At 45.7% G+C, this 21,439-nt stretch carries 12 protein-coding genes and 1 pseudogene; 10 read left to right on the top strand and 3 right to left on the bottom strand.

Annotated features, from left to right (window positions below; all coding sequences use genetic code 11):
• Together ACE1CD_RS27715 and ACE1CD_RS27710 are read right to left on the bottom strand one after the other, a co-directional pair.
• Positions 1-648, bottom strand: a pseudogene (locus ACE1CD_RS27715) (hypothetical protein); the annotation flags it as partial.
• Positions 649-960: 312 nt separating this feature from the next.
• Positions 961-1,221: a Nif11-like leader peptide family natural product precursor gene (locus ACE1CD_RS27710; protein WP_374826898.1), complete on the bottom strand. Its 261-nt coding sequence runs from the start codon at positions 1,219-1,221 to the stop codon at positions 961-963.
• 220 nt (positions 1,222-1,441) lie between these two features.
• Here ACE1CD_RS27710 and ACE1CD_RS27705 point away from each other — a divergent pair, with 220 nt between their 5' ends.
• Positions 1,442-2,656, top strand: a complete 1,215-nt coding sequence (locus ACE1CD_RS27705; protein WP_374826897.1) for a DUF917 family protein — start codon at positions 1,442-1,444, stop codon at positions 2,654-2,656.
• Between the two features lie 152 nt (positions 2,657-2,808).
• Here the strand turns inward: ACE1CD_RS27705 and ACE1CD_RS27700 are convergent, their stop codons facing one another.
• Positions 2,809-3,147 (bottom strand): 2Fe-2S iron-sulfur cluster-binding protein, encoded by a 339-nt coding sequence (locus tag ACE1CD_RS27700; protein ID WP_374794404.1) that lies wholly within the window; start codon positions 3,145-3,147, stop codon positions 2,809-2,811.
• A 146-nt stretch (positions 3,148-3,293) separates the two neighbouring features.
• On the opposite strand from ACE1CD_RS27700, the gene ACE1CD_RS27695 reads away from it, so the two are divergent.
• From ACE1CD_RS27695 to ACE1CD_RS27655, 9 genes are all read left to right on the top strand, one after another.
• Entirely contained in the window at positions 3,294-4,520 is a 1,227-nt protein-coding gene (locus ACE1CD_RS27695; RefSeq protein WP_374826896.1) for a damage-control phosphatase ARMT1 family protein, read from the top strand.
• Positions 4,521-4,860: 340 nt separating this feature from the next.
• Positions 4,861-5,028 (top strand): hypothetical protein, encoded by a 168-nt coding sequence (locus ACE1CD_RS27690; RefSeq protein ID WP_374794402.1) that lies wholly within the window; start codon positions 4,861-4,863, stop codon positions 5,026-5,028.
• A gap of 136 nt (positions 5,029-5,164) precedes the next feature.
• Positions 5,165-6,322, top strand: a complete 1,158-nt coding sequence (locus tag ACE1CD_RS27685) for an AI-2E family transporter (protein ID WP_374826895.1) — start codon at positions 5,165-5,167, stop codon at positions 6,320-6,322.
• A 269-nt stretch (positions 6,323-6,591) separates the two neighbouring features.
• Entirely contained in the window at positions 6,592-17,862 is an 11,271-nt protein-coding gene (locus tag ACE1CD_RS27680; RefSeq protein ID WP_374826894.1) for a CHAT domain-containing protein, read from the top strand.
• 224 nt (positions 17,863-18,086) lie between these two features.
• The gene (locus ACE1CD_RS27675) at positions 18,087-18,224 is read left to right on the top strand and encodes a hypothetical protein (RefSeq protein WP_374794399.1); all 138 of its coding nucleotides are present in this window, start codon (positions 18,087-18,089) and stop codon (positions 18,222-18,224) included.
• A gap of 23 nt (positions 18,225-18,247) precedes the next feature.
• On the top strand, positions 18,248-18,577 hold the full coding sequence (rpsF, locus tag ACE1CD_RS27670) for a 30S ribosomal protein S6 (protein ID WP_374794398.1): 330 nt from the start codon (positions 18,248-18,250) through the stop codon (positions 18,575-18,577).
• Positions 18,578-18,831: 254 nt separating this feature from the next.
• Entirely contained in the window at positions 18,832-19,389 is a 558-nt protein-coding gene (locus ACE1CD_RS27665; RefSeq protein ID WP_191057423.1) for an Npun_F5560 family protein, read from the top strand.
• On the top strand, positions 19,382-20,095 hold the full coding sequence (locus ACE1CD_RS27660) for a hypothetical protein (protein ID WP_374794396.1): 714 nt from the start codon (positions 19,382-19,384) through the stop codon (positions 20,093-20,095). The genes ACE1CD_RS27665 and ACE1CD_RS27660 overlap by 8 nt, the downstream gene beginning before the upstream one ends.
• 315 nt (positions 20,096-20,410) lie before the next feature.
• A partial coding sequence (locus ACE1CD_RS27655; RefSeq protein ID WP_374794395.1) for an RNA-guided endonuclease InsQ/TnpB family protein occupies positions 20,411-21,439 on the top strand: 1,029 nt, incomplete at its 3' end.

Here is a 21,439-nt window from a genome sequence, read left to right as displayed (position 1 = left end):
AGATTCTAACGTATTTGTTATATTTGTCCAGCCAATTTTTACAAGATAATCTAACAACTGTTGGGAGGAAATTCCCTTAACAACTACCCTTACTTCCTTGGCTGTGCGAGATAACATCGCACCGAGATGTGCGATTTTGCCACCATCAGGTACGGAATTAGCACAAAGCCGAAGATTCGACTCAAGCAGTGAGTTAGTCGGATAGTTAAGTAAACTGAGAACTGTTTCGGTTAAATCTTGAAACTCACCGATATTATTTTCCTGATTCAGCACTAAGAAAAAACAGGGAATTGGCACCTGTGAGGATTGCTCTGGCAAATCGAATTCTAGCCAGAGACTTTCAACACTTCGGTGTAGGATAGATTTCGGATCGATGCACTGCTGGCAAAAATCCTGAAAGGTTTGCCAAACGGAATGAGTTAGAAAGCTCTCTGGCAGATTCAGATTTAGAGGAGGGAAATTGACTTGAAAGTCTACTCTCGATTGTTCACTACCTAAACGACATTCAAATCCAGCAATAGAGAAGGGTGGCAAGATTTGGGCTAATGCCTGGATGCGGGCTAAGGCTTCGGAAGATACTAACTCAGGGTCAAGATGGGGAATAACTACTCTTAGGTAATCTTCCATTGAAGTATTGATATATGGCATTTTGAAATTTTAACCCACGCTTTAATACTATACAGAATAGGGAGAATTTTGAATTGCCAATATTATAAGTGCATTCAAAATTCTCCCATATGTTGAATTATTTCCCAGCGCAAATATGTCTCTCGATCTGGGAAAAGAATTGCATTAAAAAGTGAAAAAATGGAACATACAAGTAGCTGTAGATGGCGTTTGATATTTGTGGCCGTCCAGCTTTCATTCAATGCTTTGAGGCCGCTCCGGATCGGGATTTAAGTAAAGTAGAGATTTAGCCGTTCATCCCAGGTTTGTGTAACGCCCTTTAGATACATACAATTAATACATTCCTACTGTTTCTCTATCTTCCTTAAATCGAGCGACAATATCTTCTATTGTTGGCGGCTTGGTCAGACGCTCGCTTTCTTCTTGGAGCGCCTCGAATACCTCATCAGGACTAAAATCATAACCACTTTCTTGACCCATTTGTACCGCCAGCGCGATAAAACTATCGAAATTTGCCGTTGCTTTCAGCCGCTCTTGCAGTGTCCTGTATTTCAGGACGACTTCTTTAAACTGTTCCAAGCTCTCTCTGGACATATATTTCCTCACTACAGCAATCAAACAACAGCAGTAGATAGTCACTTGAGTTGGCTATCTACTGAATTGTCAAGCTTTATACAAAAACTTGACACAGCATTTTACTGCTCAAGCTTTGAGTATACACTGAATATTGAGCTAAATTGCATAAGTGCTGATTGTAACATTTAGCAACATCCAGGATTTAGACCCGTACTAGCTTAGAAAGTAGAGCAGTCCAATGAGAGAACTTTACGACCAAGACCTTCAAGACATCGTTAATGGAGCCGCTTTTTTGGGAAGCGGCGGCGGCGGTTCCCTGGCAATGGGTAATCAGGCAGTCAGCTTAATTACTTGTCCTGTCCTACTGAAAGATGTTGAAGAATTGGATGGCCAAGAATGGGGCGCAGTTATCTTAGGCTTAAGCCCAGCAGATGCCTCTTTGCCAGATAACCTACGTTCTTCAAGCGCTTCCCCCAAAGTCTTGCTGAATAAAGAAATTTTCCGTAACCTCAAGGCGACTCAGCAAAATCCAATTGAAACTTTGTTTGCCACCTTTGCAGATTTAGAAAAAGCCTTGCAAATGAAGAATATTTTAGATCGGAATTTTTCCTACAGCCTTACTGTAGAAATCGGTACAGCAAATCTTCTCGCGGCTATGCTAACAGCAAATGTTCGTAAGATTCCCATAATTGACGCTGATGGTGCAGGAAGGGCAGTACCGGAACTAAGTCTGTCTACTTACTGCTGGTCTGATATTGATATTTACCCTTCTACTCTAGCCAATATTAAGTCTGAAGAGGAAGAAATTAAAGCGCTGATTTATGCAAAAACTTACTTAATTATGGCTCGGTTAACAGAAAGAATCATAGCTACGGAAGAATTTGGCTCTCAAGGTTTCATGGCAACTTATGCGATGCACGGTCAAACGATACGCGATGGCAAACCCGTCATTACAGGTACAATTACCAAAGCACTGCAAATAGGGTCGATTCTGCGTCAAGCCAAGCAACAGCAACAAGACCCCATTCAAGCATTGCTACACTTTTTAAACAACGGTTGCTCTGGTAATGACCAAAATGCTTTCCTACTTTTCCAAGGGGAAATATTTGCAGTCGAAGAGGAAAATAACGATCGTTTTCAATCAGGAACTTTAACGCTTAAAAATGGTCATCAACAGGTTCGTGTAAGTTATTTGAATGAAAACTTGATTGCTTGGCGAAATGGCAAACCCATTGCGATGGGGCCCGATCTGATTTGCTATCTAACCCCAGATGGTATACCTCTTACCAATGCTGATAACTTAAAAGACAAAAAAGGACATGAATTAGCTCTCATCGGCTTAAAAGCGCCACAAGAATTACGCCAAGATTCAATTGTTAATGGCTTTATGGATTTAGTTGCTTTTTTAGGATATAAAGGTAAGTATATCCCCATCGAGCAATTACAAAAATAACCAGCCATAGCGCCAGTCCAGTCACCCGATTTTGGATTGGCTCCGCAATCATCGGGCAAAGCTTGAAATTCGTCCATATTTTTTGATGATTCCCATTGAAATGGGAGGCTTGAAACTTTGAATTTTGTGCGATAAATTCTCGCCCTAGCCAGCTAAGATGGCTGTGTTTTTGCAGAAAAATAAAGAGAAGATTGATATAGAACTTGTTCTTGATGCGTCAGCAAAGTACAATCCGACAAAGGGTATGCCACACAAGTAACAGTGTAGCCAGCCGCTACTTCTTGCGGACGCAGAAACTTTTGTTCGCTTTGGTCTACTTCACCCTCAATCAGTTTAGCAATACAAGCAGAACAATCTCCTTGCTTGCAGCCAGATGGTAACCGGATGCCAGCTTGTTCGGCAATATCTACAATATACTCGGTATCGGGAACTGCGATCGTCCGATCGAGTGCGATCGCCTCATTTAACAGCCGGACTTGATAAACTGCCATATCATTATCGAGATCTGCTGAAATTTGGATAAACTCTTATTTTACCTCTAGTCCTTCCATCCCTTACTCCGTAGCCCTTTTCCCTCCATCCTCTTCCCCAGTCCCTCATCCCTAGTCCCTCATCCCCAGTCCCTACCTATCGCATCATGACACAGAGAAACTTTCCAGATACAGAATTAATGCCCCCACCGATCAAAGGGTCGGACGAAGGATCTTTCGCTCACTCCTCAGTTGCAGTGCGCTTAGGAGTCATTGCCAAACGAGTTATCGCCGAAAATAATTATCCACCAGAAATTGTCGAAAACCTGGAAAAACTAATTCAAGAAATACCCTACGGACTGGTGCGACCTATCCAAGACACCCACAGCCCCGATTTGGCAGAGTGGACATCTTATCTAACACCCTTCCTAAATTACAACTGGCTGGAAATTCCCTGGTATTTTGCCGAAGCCTACTTTTATCGGCGCATTTTGGAAGCGACCCATTATTTTCAACCCGGAAGATGGCAAGCAGTCGATCCATTTCTATATCAAAAACATTTGGGTTTGTCAACAGCAATAGATGCGATCGCAGCCATAAGTAACTTTGTTAATAACGCCATTCAGGATATCCACCCCAACAAAACATATTTGAGAGAATTAATCTATTTCGATTTGTGGGGCAATCGCGCCGATATGAGTTTGTGGCCTGCTGGCGAAGCCGACCAAAACCGCGTCGAGTCGGAGCGCGAACAATCTTATATCTTAGCAGACGATACATCAAAAGTTGTCGATCGCATTGCCAGCTTCAGCAGCACGCGCATCGACTTCATCATCGATAATGCAGGTTTTGAACTGATCGGGGATTTGTGCATCGCCGATTTCCTGCTGGCAACTAATGCAGCGGCAACAGTTTACTTTCATCTCAAAGCTCATCCTACATTTGTTTCCGATGCGACCATAAAAGATGTCAACCATACCACAGAATTTCTGGCTAAATCCAGCGATCGCGATGTCAAAACGTTTGCTTTACGGTTAAAAAACTATATTGCTAACCATCGTTTAAAGCTGTGCGAACATCTGTTTTGGACATCGCCCCTACCCTTATGGGAAATGCCAGATTCAGTTGTTAACGATTTAGCTCGATCGCATTTAATCTTCCTTAAGGGAGATGCGAATTACCGCCGCAGTATAGACGATCGCCACTGGCCGTTTACCACTCCCTACCAAGATATTGTCTCCTACTTTCCCGCACCGCTTGTTGCTTTACGCACTCTTAAATCCGAACTAGCAGCCGGACTGCAAACAGCGCAAATAGAGATACTCAATCATCAAGACCCTGACTGGTTAACGAATGGGCAGTGGGGAGTAATTCAGTTTGTCGATCGCAGCTAATTGCCGAAATCATTCTCATATTAGGTTACTGGTAATCGTTTAAACACATATCCCACGGTTCCCCGCAGCTAAAATATCCAAATTATATGCGCCTGGATTACTTCTTCCGGCAGAGCGTAGACAATAGTTGCTATTTTTAAGGCGATCGAGATCGCTAACTACCATTGAGATAAATCGTCTGTTTAAAAATGTAGTAGGCTTACAGTGAAATTACTGGTGTAGTTTTCGTAAACAGATTGCCCAAGACTGTATAGATACGTAGCGGACACTTTAGAGCCATGCAGTCCCTGGCAAAACTTAGCGATCTCAGGATAACAGCATCTTTTCGGAGGTTCCTTAAATGCAAGATAAACTTCCCATTGGCAGCAACATTTTAGCAGCGATCGTCTTTGGAACCCTAGCCATGATGATTCCCGGCCATGTCAACATGGAAAAAGAAGTCAACGCCCCTCAAGCTAATGCACCATCTGCCGTTGCTACCAAAACCCCGACAACAGCGACTCGATAAAGCAAAATCAATTGTCCCCAACAGAATTCAACAGAATCAGGTCGATTCTCCTACGGAGACGCTACGCGAAGATTATCATGGTAAATATTCGATGAAAAAGAACTGAAACGAACAACCAACTGCCGATTGCGGACTGATGAATCGTATATTTACACCTTTCCAACAATTTCTCATCACTTGGCTGCTAATTCTAGCCACAGGTTGGGCTACTTGGTGTGCGATCGCCTACGTAGGAGAAACACTCAGCATATTGCTAACAGCGGGATTGATTGCATTTTTACTCAACTATCCCGTCAAAATGCTGCAACGTTTTTTACCTCGGACAGTAGCCGCAGGATTAGTATATTTACTGGCAGGCATAGCGGTAGTGCTAATTGCCCTCACCCTAGTCCCACCCGTATTTAACCAAGGGCGGCAATTGGTAACGAACTTACCATCTCTGGTGACATCTGCCCAACAGCAATTAGACAATTTTCAAACTTGGAGCTTGGAGCATAATTTACCCTTTGACGTCAAAACTTTAGCTTCTCAGCAATTGCGACGAGTGCAAACGCAAGCAGAGACGATCGCCGGCAAAGGCTTTGGTTTAGTACTCGGCACCTTTAACTGGTTTTTAGACTTAATTTTAATTCTGGTAATTTCATTTTATATGCTCATCGACGGCGAAAGAGTGTGGCGCACCCTCACCAGTATTTTTTCGCCTCTCATTCGAGACTCTTTAACAGAATCCCTGCAACGAAACCTGCAAAGATTTATCACAGGTCAGCTATTGTTGGGATTATTTATGGCAACAACTCTGAGTCTGACATTTTGGGTGCTGCGAGTACCATTTTTCCTGCTATTTGCCGTCTTCATCGGGTTTATGGAGGTGATTCCTTTTGTGGGAGCAACTTTAGGAATTGGCACAGTAGTAATTGTGGTAGCCTTCATTAATTGGTGGTTGGCGCTGCAAGTATTGGCGGTAGCGATCGCCGTTCAGCAAGTTAAAGATAATTTGCTCGCACCCCGGATTATGGGGAATCTTACCGGTTTATCGCCTGTGATTATTTTCGTTTCTTTGTTATTAGGAGCGAAGTTGGGTGGATTGTTAGGAGTAATTCTGGCAATTCCGTTTACGGGTGTGTTTAAAAGTATTGCCGAAATCGTATTTGAGCCAACTTTACCACCGCAAACAGGCTCGTTTTTCCACAATCCATTCGCTGACGAAGAACCCAGACAAATTGTTCCTGCTAGCGATGATTTATCTGAAGGCGATCGAGCTTCTGCACAAGATCGGTCAATTACTCGACCTTAACCCGAACGGCTGCGTCGTTATATTAGACATCTCCAAAAATTCTTGTGGGGTAGGCATCCTGCCTGCCAAGATTCTTTTGGAGGAGATGTCTAATGATGTCCTGTAGCTATTGTAGGGGTAATTCATGAATTACCCCTACCAAAATAGGCCAAGCAGTTTCAGCATCAACCCTAAATTAATAATTTTTTTTAAGAATCTCACTAATTCTTGATGCTTAGAAACGGAGATACTATGTTAGAACAATCACTTCTAAGTATTTAGCTGCCAATATGGAAAGCCTTAACCGTGTTTCCCCAAGCAGTAACAAGCGTCAATTAAAAAGTCAATATACCAAAGGGAATAATTACTCGGTTTCTACCGTTTTGTGTTGGCTTTTTCCAGCCTTGGTGGGGAGTGTTGGCTTACAGACGGCACCTGTTCTGGCACAGTCGATCGTTCCCGCGCCAGACGGTACTGGAACGGCGGTCACCCCTAATGGGAACGGCTTCGATATTACGGGTGGGCAAACATCTGGAGATGGGGCAAACTTATTTCACAGTTTTACGGAATTTGGTCTGGATAAGGGGCAAATTGCCAACTTTTTATCAAGACCGGATATCCTCAATATTTTAGCCAGAGTTAGCGGCGGCAATGTTTCTTATATTAACGGTTTAATTCAAGTTACGGGTGGCAATTCCAATTTATTTTTAATGAATCCATCTGGCATTGTCTTTGGTGCAAATGCCAGTTTAAATGTGCCTGCTGCTTTTACCGCAACAACGGCGAATGGGATTGGCTTTGGCAACAATTGGTTTAATGCAATTGGAAGTAATAATTATGCTTCTCTGGTAGGAACGCCCAATAGTTTTGCCTTCACTATGAATCAACCGGGAAGTATAGTTAATTCCGGGAATTTAACGGTGGGAGTGGGGCAAGATTTAACGTTATTGGGTGGGACAGTTATCAACACCGGACAACTTGCTGCACCTGGGGGAAACATCACCGTTACGGCAGTTCCGGGTTCTAGTTTGGTGAGACTTTCTCAAACTGGGTTTGTGCTTGGTTTGGAAATTCAGCCGCTGGGGGGTAATGCTGGGCCGAATAATTGGACAAGTGCGATCGCATCTTTACCGCAAATGTTAACTGGGGGGAATGGCGGTCATGCAACTAATATCGCAGTTAATCAAGATGGGAGCATCCAGCTAACAGGTTCTGGGATTCAGATTCCCACAGAAGGTAATGCGGCTATTGCCTCTGGCGTTATTAACGTTTCCGGACAAACTGGCGGTAATGTTAATATTTTTGGTAACAAAGTTGGTGTAATCAGCGGCAATATTAATGCTGATGGGATGAACGGCGGCGGTAATGTGCGAATTGGTGGAGATTATCAAGGTAAAGGCACAGTTCCGAATGCCTCGCGTACATTTGTGAGTAAAGATTCTGTTATTTCTGCTGATGGTTTAACTGCGGGGAATGGCGGACGTGTAATTGTTTGGGCGGATGAAGCGACCCGCTTCTACGGTACGATTGGGGCGCGGGGAGGTGGTGTTGGTGGTAAGGGTGGCTTTGCGGAGGTATCGGGTAAGGAGTTCCTTGATTTTGCAGGGAAAGTAGATCTGTCTGGGACTGATGGTTCTTTTGGCAGTTTGCTTTTAGATCCGGCCAATATCACCATCGCGGTTGGCGCAAACAATCCTGCTGAATTAGCAGCAAATGACCAATTTGGGGATAATCCGGGTGGAAATAATACTATCAACAATGGTACGATCGACAATGCAACTGCGAATGTAATTTTGCAAGCTACTAATAATATTGATTTTAATGCAGATATTAATATTGTTACACCCGGAGTGGGAATTACAGCCGAAGCTAATAACAGCATTTCTGTAGCTAATGCCAGTATCACTACTAACGGTGGTGCAGTAACGCTCAACGCAGATGCGGATAATATTAATGGCGGCGCTCTGAGCCTCAACAATGCCACAATCAATACAAACGGAGCTAATTTTATCGGTATTGGTAGAGGAGATAGCATCTCTAATATCGGCATCTCTCTCATCTTCAGCGCAGTTAACGCTCAAGGCGGCAATATTCAACTCACGGGTGTTGGTGGTGCTACTAGCGGTAATAACGAAGGCATTACTTTATTCGACAGCAATCTGCAAACTAACGGAAGTGGGACTATTACCCTCAGCGGTACTGGTGGTGTCGGGATAGATCAAAATTTCGGCATTCGGATGCTCAATGCAGGCTCGCTGGTGAGTGCAGAAAATGGAGAAATCCGGCTGACTGGTGTGGGTACTGGCATCGGAACTGATAATAACGGTATTTTAATCGGTAACGGTGCGGCGGTGGAATCAACGGGTACGGGGGCTGTTATCCTTGATGGTACTGGGAGTGCTGGGACGGATGCCAATCAAGGCATTGCGATCGTTACCGCAGATTCTAGAGTCAGTTCTATAGATGGAAATATCACTCTGACTGGGAGAAGTTTGGGGACGACGAGTGGCAATCACGGGATTGCAATTGATGATGATGGTGTGGTGGAATCGAAGGGGACGGGAAATATTACCCTGATCGGTATTGGCAGCACTAACGCGACTGGGACAAAGAATACGGGAATTTTTATTGGCAACAGTAGCGGAGCGGGTGTCGGCAGTGAGGTACGATCGATCGGAACGGGAAATGTTACCCTCGACGGCAGTGGCGGTAATGGAACTGATACCAATCCGGGGATACTGATCGATGGCATTTCCGGAGGCAAGGTTACTTCGATCGATGGAAATATCAACTTCACAGGAAAAGGCGGCACTAAAGGAACTCAAGTTGATAGCGCTATTGTCCTGCAAAATAACGGTTTAGTTCAAATTACCGGTATCGGCTCTATTACTCTCAACAGCACTGTTGGCTCTCTAGAGACTGGCGGCGGTGTTTTAGATACCAGTTCCGAAGCTGACAATAGGGGAGCGATCGTCCTTACTAGCCCCAATGATATCATCACGGGCAATATCAATTCCAGCAACATTGGCACGGGTAATGGTGGAGAAATTCGCATTACCAGCACTGGCGGCAATATCGATACATCTGCTGGCACTCTTAACTCCGGTGCTACTGTTGGTAATGGGGGTGCGATCGTCCTCAATGCAGCAGGCAATATTCAATATGGCAGTGTATCATCTGGTGTCAGCAATGGCGGCGATGGTGGTAATGTTTCGATCGATTCTGGCGGTAATATTACTGCCAATGGCTCTACACCTAATATTAATGCGATCGCTATCAAAGGTAATGGCGGCAACATCGCTTTCAATGCTGTTGGCGATATCGAAACAGTCGATCTAAATTCCTACGGGGAATTTCGCGGCGGCAATATTTCCCTCAAGGCGGGTGGCAAGATTGATACGACGACAGTTAATCCCAGCATTCCCGGCGCTCTAAATTCTTGTTCGGCGACAGCAATACCCTGTCGCGGTGGCAACGGTGTGGGTGGAAATGTCAGTCTCACCGCAGTCAACGATATTGTTGTAGGTGGCATCAATTCTAGTGGCTTTTCTGGTGGCGGTGCGATCGATGTTACCAGCAGCAGCGGTGCTGTTAGTAGCTCGATGATATCGACTTCTACTAATGGCAGTGGCGGCAATATTACTGTCAATGCGGTCGGCGATATCAAATCTTTTGGCTCAACTGCTATAAGTGCGACCAAAGATATCAATTCCAGTTCTTCTGGTGGTGGAGATGGCGGCAAGATTGTGCTTAACAGCACGGGTGGGAAGATTGACACCAGTTTCGGTACGCTTGTTTCTGCCTCCAGTAGTGGTAATGCTGGAGATATTCAATTAACTTCCCCCAACGGAGTTACGGCAGGTATTATTGATGCTCTAGGCTTATCCGGTACAGGCAATATCAGTATTACTAGCGATTCGATCGACTTGAACAACACTATCTCCGGCAAGGGTGATATTTTGCTGGAGCCTTTTACGGCGAGTCACAATATTGTGATAGTTGGCGGCACTGCGGCAGAAGATTTGGAGTTGTCAGCGTCTATATTCAATAACTTGCAAGATGGCTTCAGTTCAATTACGATCGGACGTTCTGATGGCGGTGGCACTATTTCAGTTAAGGGTGCTGTTACTTTTAAAGACCCGGTGACGCTGCAATCGCCAACGGGTGTGATTTCTGCGATCGCGCCTATTACGGGTGTTGATAACGCTTCGATAACTCTAACCGCTCCGACTATTAATTTAGCGGCAGATATCAAGACAGCCGAGCAAAATATCATCCTCAACGGTAACACTGTTTTGAGTGGTAATCCGATCCTGGGTACTGGCGCATTAGGTGGAGGCGATATTTCTTTCTCCGGTACAGTTGATGGCGCAAGTATTCTCACTGTTGATGCCGGTGCGGGTAATATTCAATTTAATAATGCTATTGGCGGCGGCACTCCACTCACCGGTTTAAATATTAACGGTCAAAATGTGGATATCAAATCCACTATGAAGGTGGCGGGTAACATCGATATTAATTCCAGCGGTATCCTCAATTTCAATAACAGCGTTACTACGACCAATAACGGCAGCGTTACCATCACGAATGCGAGCAATTTAAATCTGAAGGCAGATAACTTCAATCTGGATGGTGCTTTCACTCAAGATGGTATTGGTGCGGTTACTATTGCCGGTAATTTAATCACTACGAACGACAATATCTCGTTTGCATCGCCACTAACTCTCACGGGAAATACGACGTTTAATGCCGGTACTGCCACGATAACTTTTAATTCCAGTTTGGCAGCGGATATCTACAATCTGACTTTGATTGCGGACGAAATGTCCTTTTTTGCTGCGCCTGTGTCTGCAAATGGTGGCGCTTTGGCGATTCAACCTTCTACTCCCAGTTTAAATATTAAATTGGGTGTGGGGGAACCTTTACCCGATTCACCTGCTTTAGATTTAGGGCCATCTTTAGATCGAATTCAAGATGGTTTCAGTTCAATTACGATCGGAAGAGTGGATGGCAGCGGTACAATTTCAGTTGAAGGTGCTGTGACTTTCCAAGATCCGGTCACCATTCAATCTCCTGTGGGTGCGGGTGCGATCGCTTTTACTCCTGGCGGGTCTATTAGAGGTACCAGCGACGCTGCGATTACTCTGATTGCCAATCAAAATATCACCGCAGGTAATATTACCGCACCAGCCGGAATTACTATTACCAGTAACAGCGGCAATATCGATACGAGTCTCGGTAAACTCGATTCTGCTTCTGCGAGTAGAAATGCGGGAGCGATCGCACTGAAGGCTAAGGGCAATATTACCACAGGCAATTTATCTTCCCTCGCCGCCAGTTCTGGCAATGGCGGTAACATTACCTTTAATAGTACATCGGGTGCAGTTGACACTCGCGCCGGTACGATAGAAAGCCGCACGCAAAATAATACCATCGGTAATGGCGGGTCAGTTACCATCAACGCAGCAGGCGATATCAAAACTGGCAACATTATCAGTTTAGTAGGAGAAGGGAGTACGGGCAATGCGGGGAATATTTCCCTGATCAGCACATCTGGTGCGATCGATACTAGCATCGGCAAACTAGAGGCGGGAACTACTTTCGGTAAGGGTGGGGAAATTACCCTGAAAGCGCAAGGCAATATTACTGCGGGACAGCTACTTTCCTATGTAGTAAACGGGGGTACTGGCAATGGGGGTAATATTTCGCTAGAGAGTACATCGGGTGCGATCGATACAAGTTTCAATGTTGTATCTTCCTATTCTGAAAACGGTAATGGCGGTGCAATTACTTTCCAAGCTGCTAATAATATCAGTACAGGAAATATCAATTCTTCTTCCAGCAAGAACGGAGATGCGGGAGCGATTAAGCTCACCAGTACCGCTGGCACAATTAATACCGGTGCAGGTACGCTGAATGCTTCTGCGGTTAATGGAAATGGCGGTGCGATCGCACTTGCTGCGGCGCAAAACATCACCACAAGTGCGATCGTTTTAGGTTCTTTGGGTAGCGGGACAGACAATCCTTTAAATATCAACACTCCTGGAATTGTTAACCTCAACGGCAACATTACTACAAATGGAGCGGCTGTTTTTATCGGTAACGCCACCACTCCCAGTCAAATTAATTTGAATTTCCCGATCGGCAATTTGTCTACCGACGGCGGACAAATTTCCATGACCAGTTCGGGAGCGTTAATGATTGCCAAAGATTTAGTTTCGTCGGGAGGCGCGATTACCCTGACGGGAGCAACAATTGATACCACCACCGCCACGCTTAACTCATCTTCCACTGGCAATGGTGGCACAATTGCACTGAATTCCACTGGAAATATCACTGCAAGCAATATCAATTCGCGATCGCAATCGTCAGGTACTGGTGGAACGATCGCACTCACTAGCACCGCAGGCACAATTAATACCAGTGCAGGTACGCTCGATTCCAGTGCAGTGACTGGAAACGGCGGTGCGATCGACATAGAAGCTAACGGCAACATCACCACTGCTGGCATAAATTCTTACTCCAGTAGTGTTGGCAATGGCGGTGATATGACGATCGTGAGCAAACAAGGTGCGATCGAAACTGCCAGAGCTATTTTAAACGCCGATTCCAATAACAGCGATGGCGGTAATATCATCCTCAATGCCAATGGCAATATCACCGCAGGCGCGATTCATTCCATTACCAAAAACGGCAATAGCGGTATTATTACTATTGCCAGTACAAGCGGAGCGATTAATACTAGCACAGGTAATCTGGAAACAAATTCTGTGCAGGGAAGTGGCGGACAAATTGTGCTAGAATCTCCCCTCAGCATTACCGTTTCCGGCATCAATTCAACAGGCTTATCGGGGACTGGGAATATCAGTTTAACCAGCAATCAAATTAATTTCAACGGTGCAGCTAATTCGGTACAAGGTAAAGGCAATATTTTACTTCAGCCATTCACAGCCAGCCAAAACTTAGACATTGCAGCCGCCAATTTTACCGCACTAGCTGATGGTTTTAATGCGATTACGATCGGACGCAGTAATGGCAGCGGTGTGATATCATTAAATAATGCGATCGCATTCAGCGATCCAGTCATTATTCAGTCTCCATCAGGTTCAATTCTAGTCAACGGTGCAATTACAGGAACTGACAACTCCTCTATTACCCTCAGCGGCACAACTAAACTCAACGCCAATATCACTACAGCCGATCGAGATATTACCATCAACGGCAATACCCAAATTGGCAACAACATTATCCTCAGCACCGGTGCAATTGGCGGCGGTAATTTAAATTTAAACGGTACAATTAATGGCGTTACCAATCTCACTCTGGAAACAGGTACGGGAAATATTATCGTTGGCGATATCGGCAACATTACTCGACTCGCTAATTTTACAATTAACAATGCCAATAACGTCACCGCACAAGCGATAACTGCCGCCAGTATCACTCAGAAATCGGGTAACGGTACGACAAATCTCGGAAATTTAGATACCAACACTCCCACTGGCATCAACTTAACAGGTAACAGCTTCAATCTCAACGGTAATGTCACCACTACAAATGGTGGCAGTTTCACAATTAATAACAGCAGTCCGTTAGCACTGGCGGCGACTACTAAATTTAATTTAGATGGCGCGTTTAATCAAATCGGTGCTGGCGCAGTTACGATTGCTGTCGATATCGCAACTACCGATGATAATATTACTTTTAGCAGTCCCGTTACTCTCACAGGTAATGTTGCTCTCAATACTGGTAAAAATGGTGGCGATATCAATTTTAATAATATTGTTGATGGCAATTTCGATTTGAGTTTAACTGCGGGAGGGAATATCGCCTTTGCGAACGCGGTGGGAAATCAAACTAGAATCGGAAATTTAGTTATCGAAAATAGCAACAATGTGAAAGCAGGTGCGATAACTGCTGCCAGTATCACTCAGACCAGAAACCCGGTTTCTCCAAGAAACCGGGTTTCTGAGGGTACAACAAATCTCGGAAATTTGGATACCAACACTCCCACTGGCATCAACTTAACAGGTAACAATTTTAACTTGAGTGGTGCGATCGCCACTAGCAATAACGGCGGTGTCACCATCAACAACAGCGAATTGGTAACAATTGCCGATGCTGCCGATATGAAGTTAGATGCCGCCTTCAATCAGATCGGCCAAGGTGCGATCTTCACCGCCGGCGATATCATCACCAATAATAAAGATATCCGCTTCACCGGCGCAGTAACACTGACTGGCAATGTCACATTTAATCCCGGTACAGGTGCGATCGCTTTCAATTCCAGCTTAACCGCAGGCAACAATCCCCTCACCCTGACAGCTGGTGAAATCGACTTTGGCGGATTGGTGAGCGGTAGCAACACACTTGTGCTTCAGCCTGCAACTAAAGAGAGTAATGTAGCAATTAATACAGCTATACCCGGTGCTTTCACGCTCACAGATGCCGAAATCGCCTTATTACAAAATGGTTTCAGTTCCATCACCATCGGACGCACCGATAGTATCGGCACAACAATAGTAAATAAAGTCACATTCTCAGACCCAGTAACAATTCGTGCGGGAGCAGGTGCAATCCAAGTCAACGGCTTAATCACCGGCATCGATGACGCTTCCATCACCCTCGATAGCGCGGTAACTACCCTCAACGCCAACATCACCACCGCAAATCGAAATATCACCGTCGGACGCAATGTCATCTTGGGAAATGATGTCACCCTTAATGCGGGTACTGGTGATATCACCTTCACCGACACAGTTAATGGCGATCGACAATTAACCCTTTCTAACACAGGCAACGTCACATTTAACGGTGCTGTTGGTACGGGAGGACCGCTTGCCAACATCGATATCCTCAACGCACAGAGAGTTTTTGTCGCCGGAGGTATTGTCACCGCCAAAGCGCTCTCATTTAATATGCCGGTAACTCTGATCGATGATGCTTACTTCAGTAGCGGTGGCGGTCAAGACATCACCTTCAATGTTCTGGATAGCGAAGTGGGTAAAGCCAACAACTTAACATTGAATGCCGGCACGGGTAACATTACCTTCAAGGGTGCGGTCAGCGGAATTGGTAACATTGCGATCGCCAATGCCAACAACTTTACAGCTGCTGGAACGATCGCAGCCAGTAGCTTACAGCACGCTGCTGGAACTGGCGACATTAATATAAAAGGAAATATCAATACCACCAACACCGTAGATCTCAGAACCAACGGCAGTATCAACACTGGCAATATCACCACCACTGGTAGCAATATTACCATCGTCAGCAACAACAGCACGATCCAAACCGGCAACCTAGATGCTTCATCTGGTACTAAAACAGGCGGATCGATCGGACTTTACAGCGAAAAAGCAGCCGTGACAGCAGGTGACTTGAGATCCACAGGCGTAGAAGCAGGCGGTGCTGTTACCGTTGTGTCAGGCGATCGCATCAACACCGGCAATATAGATGTTAGCGCTACAGTCGGTAAAGGCGGTTCCGTCTTCCTCGACCCTCCCAACGATATTCAAGTTGGCAGCATCAACGCACAGGGAGGAACGAACGGCACCGGCGGCAGCGTAGATATTACCACAGCGCGTTTCTTCCGTGCGATCGGCACATTACCTGACGGCAGCAGTATTTCCACTGCTGGCGGTACAGGCAAGGGTTCAATTATTATCCGTCATGCCGGAGGAGATTTGGGTGTGCCGTTTATTGTAGGTGATGCCACGACAAACGGATCTGCTGGTGCGATAACAACTGGGTCTGATACTATTGCGCCTACCCAATCTTTCCCAGGCCCCTTCACTTTGGGTAATATTCAACTGATTACCTCAGACCAACCACCACCCGCACCGGAACCACCACCCGCACCGGAACCGCCACCAGTACCGGAACCACCACCAGTACCGGAACCGCCACCCGCACCGGAACCACCACCAGTACCGGAACCGCCACCCGCACCGGAACCGCCACCCGCACCGGAACCACCACCCGCACCGGAACCACCACCCGCACCGGAACCACCACCCGCACCGGAACCACCACCCGCACCGGAACCACCACCAGTACCGGAACCACCACCCGCACCGGAACCGCCACCCGCACCGGAACCGCCACCCGCACCGGAACCCCCACCAGTACCGACTGAGATTTCTGAGTCGGTAACCGAGCGGGCAAATTCCGCACCGCGACCGACAATAGTTGAAGGTATTCCTAAAGCACCCATCGACTTCGTGCAGGGAGTATTCGAGGAAGTCTTCACACAAGACTACGAATCTTATATAGGGTTAAATACGCCGACGCGAATCAAAAGCTTGGCAGAAATCCAAAATACTCTGAAGGAAACGGAAGAACAAACCAATGTCAAACCAGCACTTATCTATATAGTATTCAGTCGCGGAAAGGGAACAGTAGATGAACTGGTAACTTGTCCCAAACAACCGTTGCTAAATGTTGAGCAAAAACCAAACAGTCAAAATTCAACTGCTAACGCTCAACCAGCACGAGAAAATTGCCAAATCCACGATAATGACGCAGTAGAAATGGTGCTAATTACAGCAACAGGGGAACCAATTCGTCAGCGCATCCCTAACGTGACGCGATCGCAAATTGTCGCCCAAGCTAGAGAACTTCAGAGCGAAGTGACCGATACAACCAAACTCGGTACAACCAGCTATTTAAAATCCGCTCAACAACTTTACCAATGGATAATCAAACCGCTGCAACCGGAATTAGAAAAACGAGGTATTCAGAACCTGATCTTTATTCCGGATGCTGGTTTGAGATCCTTGCCCATAGCAGCTCTCCATGATGGCAAGCAATTTCTAGTCCAGAAATACAGCGTTTCCGTAATGCCCAGTTTCAGCTTGACCAATCCGCATTACTTCAATCTCAAAAACGCATCGGTTTTAGCAATGGGCGCGTCTAAGTTTACAGACCAAAATCCTTTACCGGCAGTACCGGTGGAGTTAACTACTATTGCTACCCAGTTGTGGTCTGGAAATATCGCTATCAACGAAGCCTTTACTGTCAATAATCTCAAATCCCAACGGGAAGAGAAAGCTTTTGCGATCGTACACTTGGCTACCCATGCCCAATTCCGCCCTGGCCCAGTAAGTAACTCCTATATCCAGTTTTGGGATACCAAAATGGGAATAGACCAAATGCGAAGCTTTGACTGGAATAACCCTCCCGTACACCTGCTGGTGTTGAGCGCTTGTCGCACGGCGATCGGCAATAAAGATGTAGAATTGGGATTTGCTGGATTGGCTGTGCAGGCGGGAGTGCAGTCAGCACTGGCAAGTTTGTGGTACGTCAGCGATGAAGGCACTTTGGGACTGATGACGGAGTTCTACGAACGTTTAAAAACAGCTCCTATTCGTGCAGAAGCACTCAGACAGGCACAAGTCGCTCTCATCACAGGACAAGTGCGCGTCGAGGAGGGTCAGTTACGCGGTATCGGAAATAAAGGCGGTATTCCCTTGCCGTCAGAACTATCCAGAAGCACTAATCGTAATTTCTCCCATCCTTATTATTGGGCTGCTTTCACGATGATCGGTAACCCTTGGTAAGTCAAAAGTCAAAAGTCAAAAGTCAAAAGTCAAAAGTTAAAAGTCAAAAGTCAAAAGTCAAAAGTCAAAAGTCAAAAGTCAAAAGTCAAAAGTCAAAAGCTAAAAGTCAAAAGTCAAAAGCTAAAAGTCAAAAGTCAAAAGTCAAAAGTTAAAAGTTAAAAGTCAAAAGTTAAAAGTCAAAAATCCTGTAGGGCTCTTACCCAGTAGCCAGTCCTAATGGTAAGATGGTAAATCCTTGCTACTTGAGCTTGAGCGCATCGCAGTCGATCGCACTTGATAGGGTGGGGCGGGTGTGTTCGGTCATACCAGCCTTTCTCGAAGGACGATCGCAACTGGATGGTTTGCGTACTGGTAGAGAGTAGCCTTAATTGTCCACAAGGAGAAAATGGCCATGAACGTTTACGAAACAATGTATATTTTGCGTCCGGATTTGACCGACGAACAGGTGAATCAGGCGATCGAAAAATATCAGACTCTGCTGCGCGACAACGGAGCCCAAGATATCGAAATCCAAAATCGCGGCAAGCACCGGATGGCTTACGAAATTAAAAGACAACGCGATGGTATCTACGTCCAGATGAACTACAAAGGCAACGGTGCTTTTGTGGCTCCGATGGAACGCGCTATGCGTTTGAGCGATGAGGTAATTCGCTATTTAACTTTGAAGCAAGAAGAAGCTGCCGCCAAATCTGAAGCAGTTGCCGCAGAAGCATAAGAAGAGGGAAAAGTCAAAAGTTAAAAGTCAAAAGTCAAAAGGAATGAGGGAAAGGGAAAAGGAGAGAGGCAAGAGGAAGAGGGAGAGGGAGAGGGAGGAATTTTGAATGATTGACTTTTGACTTTTGACTTCCCCCACTCTATAAGCTCCCTTTCCCCGCCAAGCATGATAGAATGGGCGTTAATTTGGCAACACAATCGGCGCGTGTTGCCGCCAGGACTGGCAAGATCGTTGCAGAGGAGTTGTGAGCCCTTGTGAGCCAAACTGAAATCCAAACCCAACAAACGCTTAAATCAGAAGTATTTCACCTGCGGGAAGAGTTGCAGTTGCGAGACCAACTGGTACAACAGCTGTCTCAGGAACTGTTCCGCTTAGTCAAAGGCAATACGACTTTTCTTCCCGCTCCGGAGCTATCTGAGCGCAATCAATCTCAAATGCTGGCTCTGCGAGAACAACTGCAAGGAGTCGAGCAGCAAGTTGCGTTTTATCAACAGCAGATTGCCGATCGCGATGCGGAAATATATCATCTGCGTCAGACTGTGCAAGAACTGACAGACCGGAGTCGGATGTTAGAACAAGTGGTGCAAGAATTACCGCAAATCTATCGCCAGAAGTTTGCCGAACGTTTAGGGCCGGTAAAAGAGAAACTGGCTCAGCTACAACGGGAAAACCGACAGCTGCACGCAGAATTGCAAAGTGTGAGCTATCGTCTGGCGGCGAAAAGCCGCAGTGCTAGCGGGAGGCTCGATCTACCTAGTTTCCAACGGCTGGGTGCAGGTCGCCCCAGTTTGCCTAGCTTCGGTAATGCTTGAAGTTTGGCTGATAGTTGAGGCGGAGGTGGATGCAACTGGTGAGGTGGTTGCTTCATCTCCAACTACTTGTGCAATGGTGGCGGCTCTCCAGAAAGCAGTAGCAAGCTATCCGGTGGGAAATGCGGTGACGCGATCGATTAAAGCTGATGAATTAGATATTCTGTATTCAAAATATCTCGATAATATTAGTTTGGTGGAAAGTGGCGATGCAAGGGAAATTCTGTTATGTCCTTTGACGCTGAATCTACCAAAGGATATTTCATTTACTCATGAAAAAATATATCAAGCTTGTGGGGATGTAGAAGGTTTGCAAGGTCTGGTCGATCGAGAGTTGGGATATGCGATCGGAGAGGGTAAGTTTTGGCTACCAGTGGTGTTGACGGGGAAAGGGCCGCTTTATGGGGAGGCGATCGGTCTTGTGGACGGGCTGACCGAGAGCTACAATCAACCAATACATTTATCGGACGCTAAACGTCAAGGGCTCTACAAACTGGGATACGGATTATTGCAATTACTTTCAGCACCGCCTGCAACGTACTTACTGCAATTTGATTTGCAGGAAGATGATATTTATTTTGACAGACTTTGGCCGTTTCCGGCTGCGCCTGCGATCGCCAGTATCGGCATTCAATCACCCGATTTATTCGCTTGCCACTGGCAATGCTTGACAAATTTACCTATTTTTGATATAAGCATTCTACCTTAAAAATGGCGTCGGGATGACTTTTAGCTCCCCTGCCCCCTAGACCTTAAACTTAATTGACACTTTTAGCAGAACTACGCGAAGATTAGAGGAAGTATTAAACTTTGTAAAGGCTGGGTTAATCAACAGAGAGCCTTTTTCTAACAATCGCTAACAAATGTTCATCTTTGAGCATCTGGACAGCATTCTAACCGTTCCCGTTTTTGTAGCTCCGGTTGCCTTGCAGTATGCCTCAAGTAGCGCAATATCTTCCTCTGGCAGTCTTAAATCTAGTCGCTTTGACATATTTTTGTCCGGCTTATGCTGTACAATATTGAGATGCTACTAGGTTTTAAGACAGAACTCAAACTTAACAATACCCAGCGTACAATGTTGTCCAAACACGCAGGGACAGCAAGACACGCTTGGAATTGGGGATTGGGGTTGACCAAGCAAATTTTGGACAACAACAAAGCTAATCCCAACGACAAAATTAAGTTCCCTACCGCCATTGACCTACATAAGTGGCTAGTTGCGTTGGTCAAACCGAGCAATCCTTGGTATTACGAGGTATCAAAATGCGCTCCTCAGTATGCCTTGAGGCAACTGAGTGTTGCGTGGGATAGGTGCAGAAAGAAAGTATCAGGGGTGCCAAGGTTTAAGAAAAAAGGCAGGAAAGATAGTTTTACTCTTGATGGCTCCATCAAGATAGAACACTTCAAGGTTAAGCTACCTGTGATTGGTTGGCTCAAGACTTATGAGCGACTTCCTCAAGGTGTTATGCCTAAGTCGGTGACAATTTCCCGTCACGCTGAGCGATGGTTTATTTCCTTCCTGATGGAAGTAGAACCAACTATTACCACTAAGTCTGTTGATTGCGTTGGTGTAGATTTGGGTATCAATTCCCTTGCCACACTTTCCACAGGTAAGAAATTTAAGGGTGCTAAAAGTTACAAGAAGTATGAGAAAAAACTCGTGCGTCTTCAGTACTTACTGCGTCACAAAGTTGTCGGTTCCTCTAACTACAAAAAAGCTCAACTCAAGATAGCACGGCTGCACCGAAAAGTCGCCAACATCCGTAAAGACACGTTGCACAAACTGACGACCTATATCAGCAAGAACCACGCTGTTATTGGTTTGGAAGACCTCAACGTATCCGGCATGATGGCCAATCGGAAGCTAGCTAAAGCTATTGGAGACATGGGCTTTTACGAGTTTCGTCGTCAGTTGGAGTACAAATGCCAGCTTTACGGAAGTCGGTTGGTGTTTGTGGACAGGTTCTACCCTAGCAGTAAAACTTGCTCCAACTGCGGTCAGGTTAAAAATTCGCTCTCACTCAAAGAACGGATATTCAGGTGTCCTGAATGT

The sequence above is a fragment of the Aerosakkonema sp. BLCC-F183 genome (assembly GCF_041929145.1).
GTDB lineage: Bacteria > Cyanobacteriota > Cyanobacteriia > Cyanobacteriales > Aerosakkonemataceae > Aerosakkonema.
Note: the sequence above shows the minus strand (reverse complement) of the source record. Positions and strands in the feature narration are given on the sequence as shown.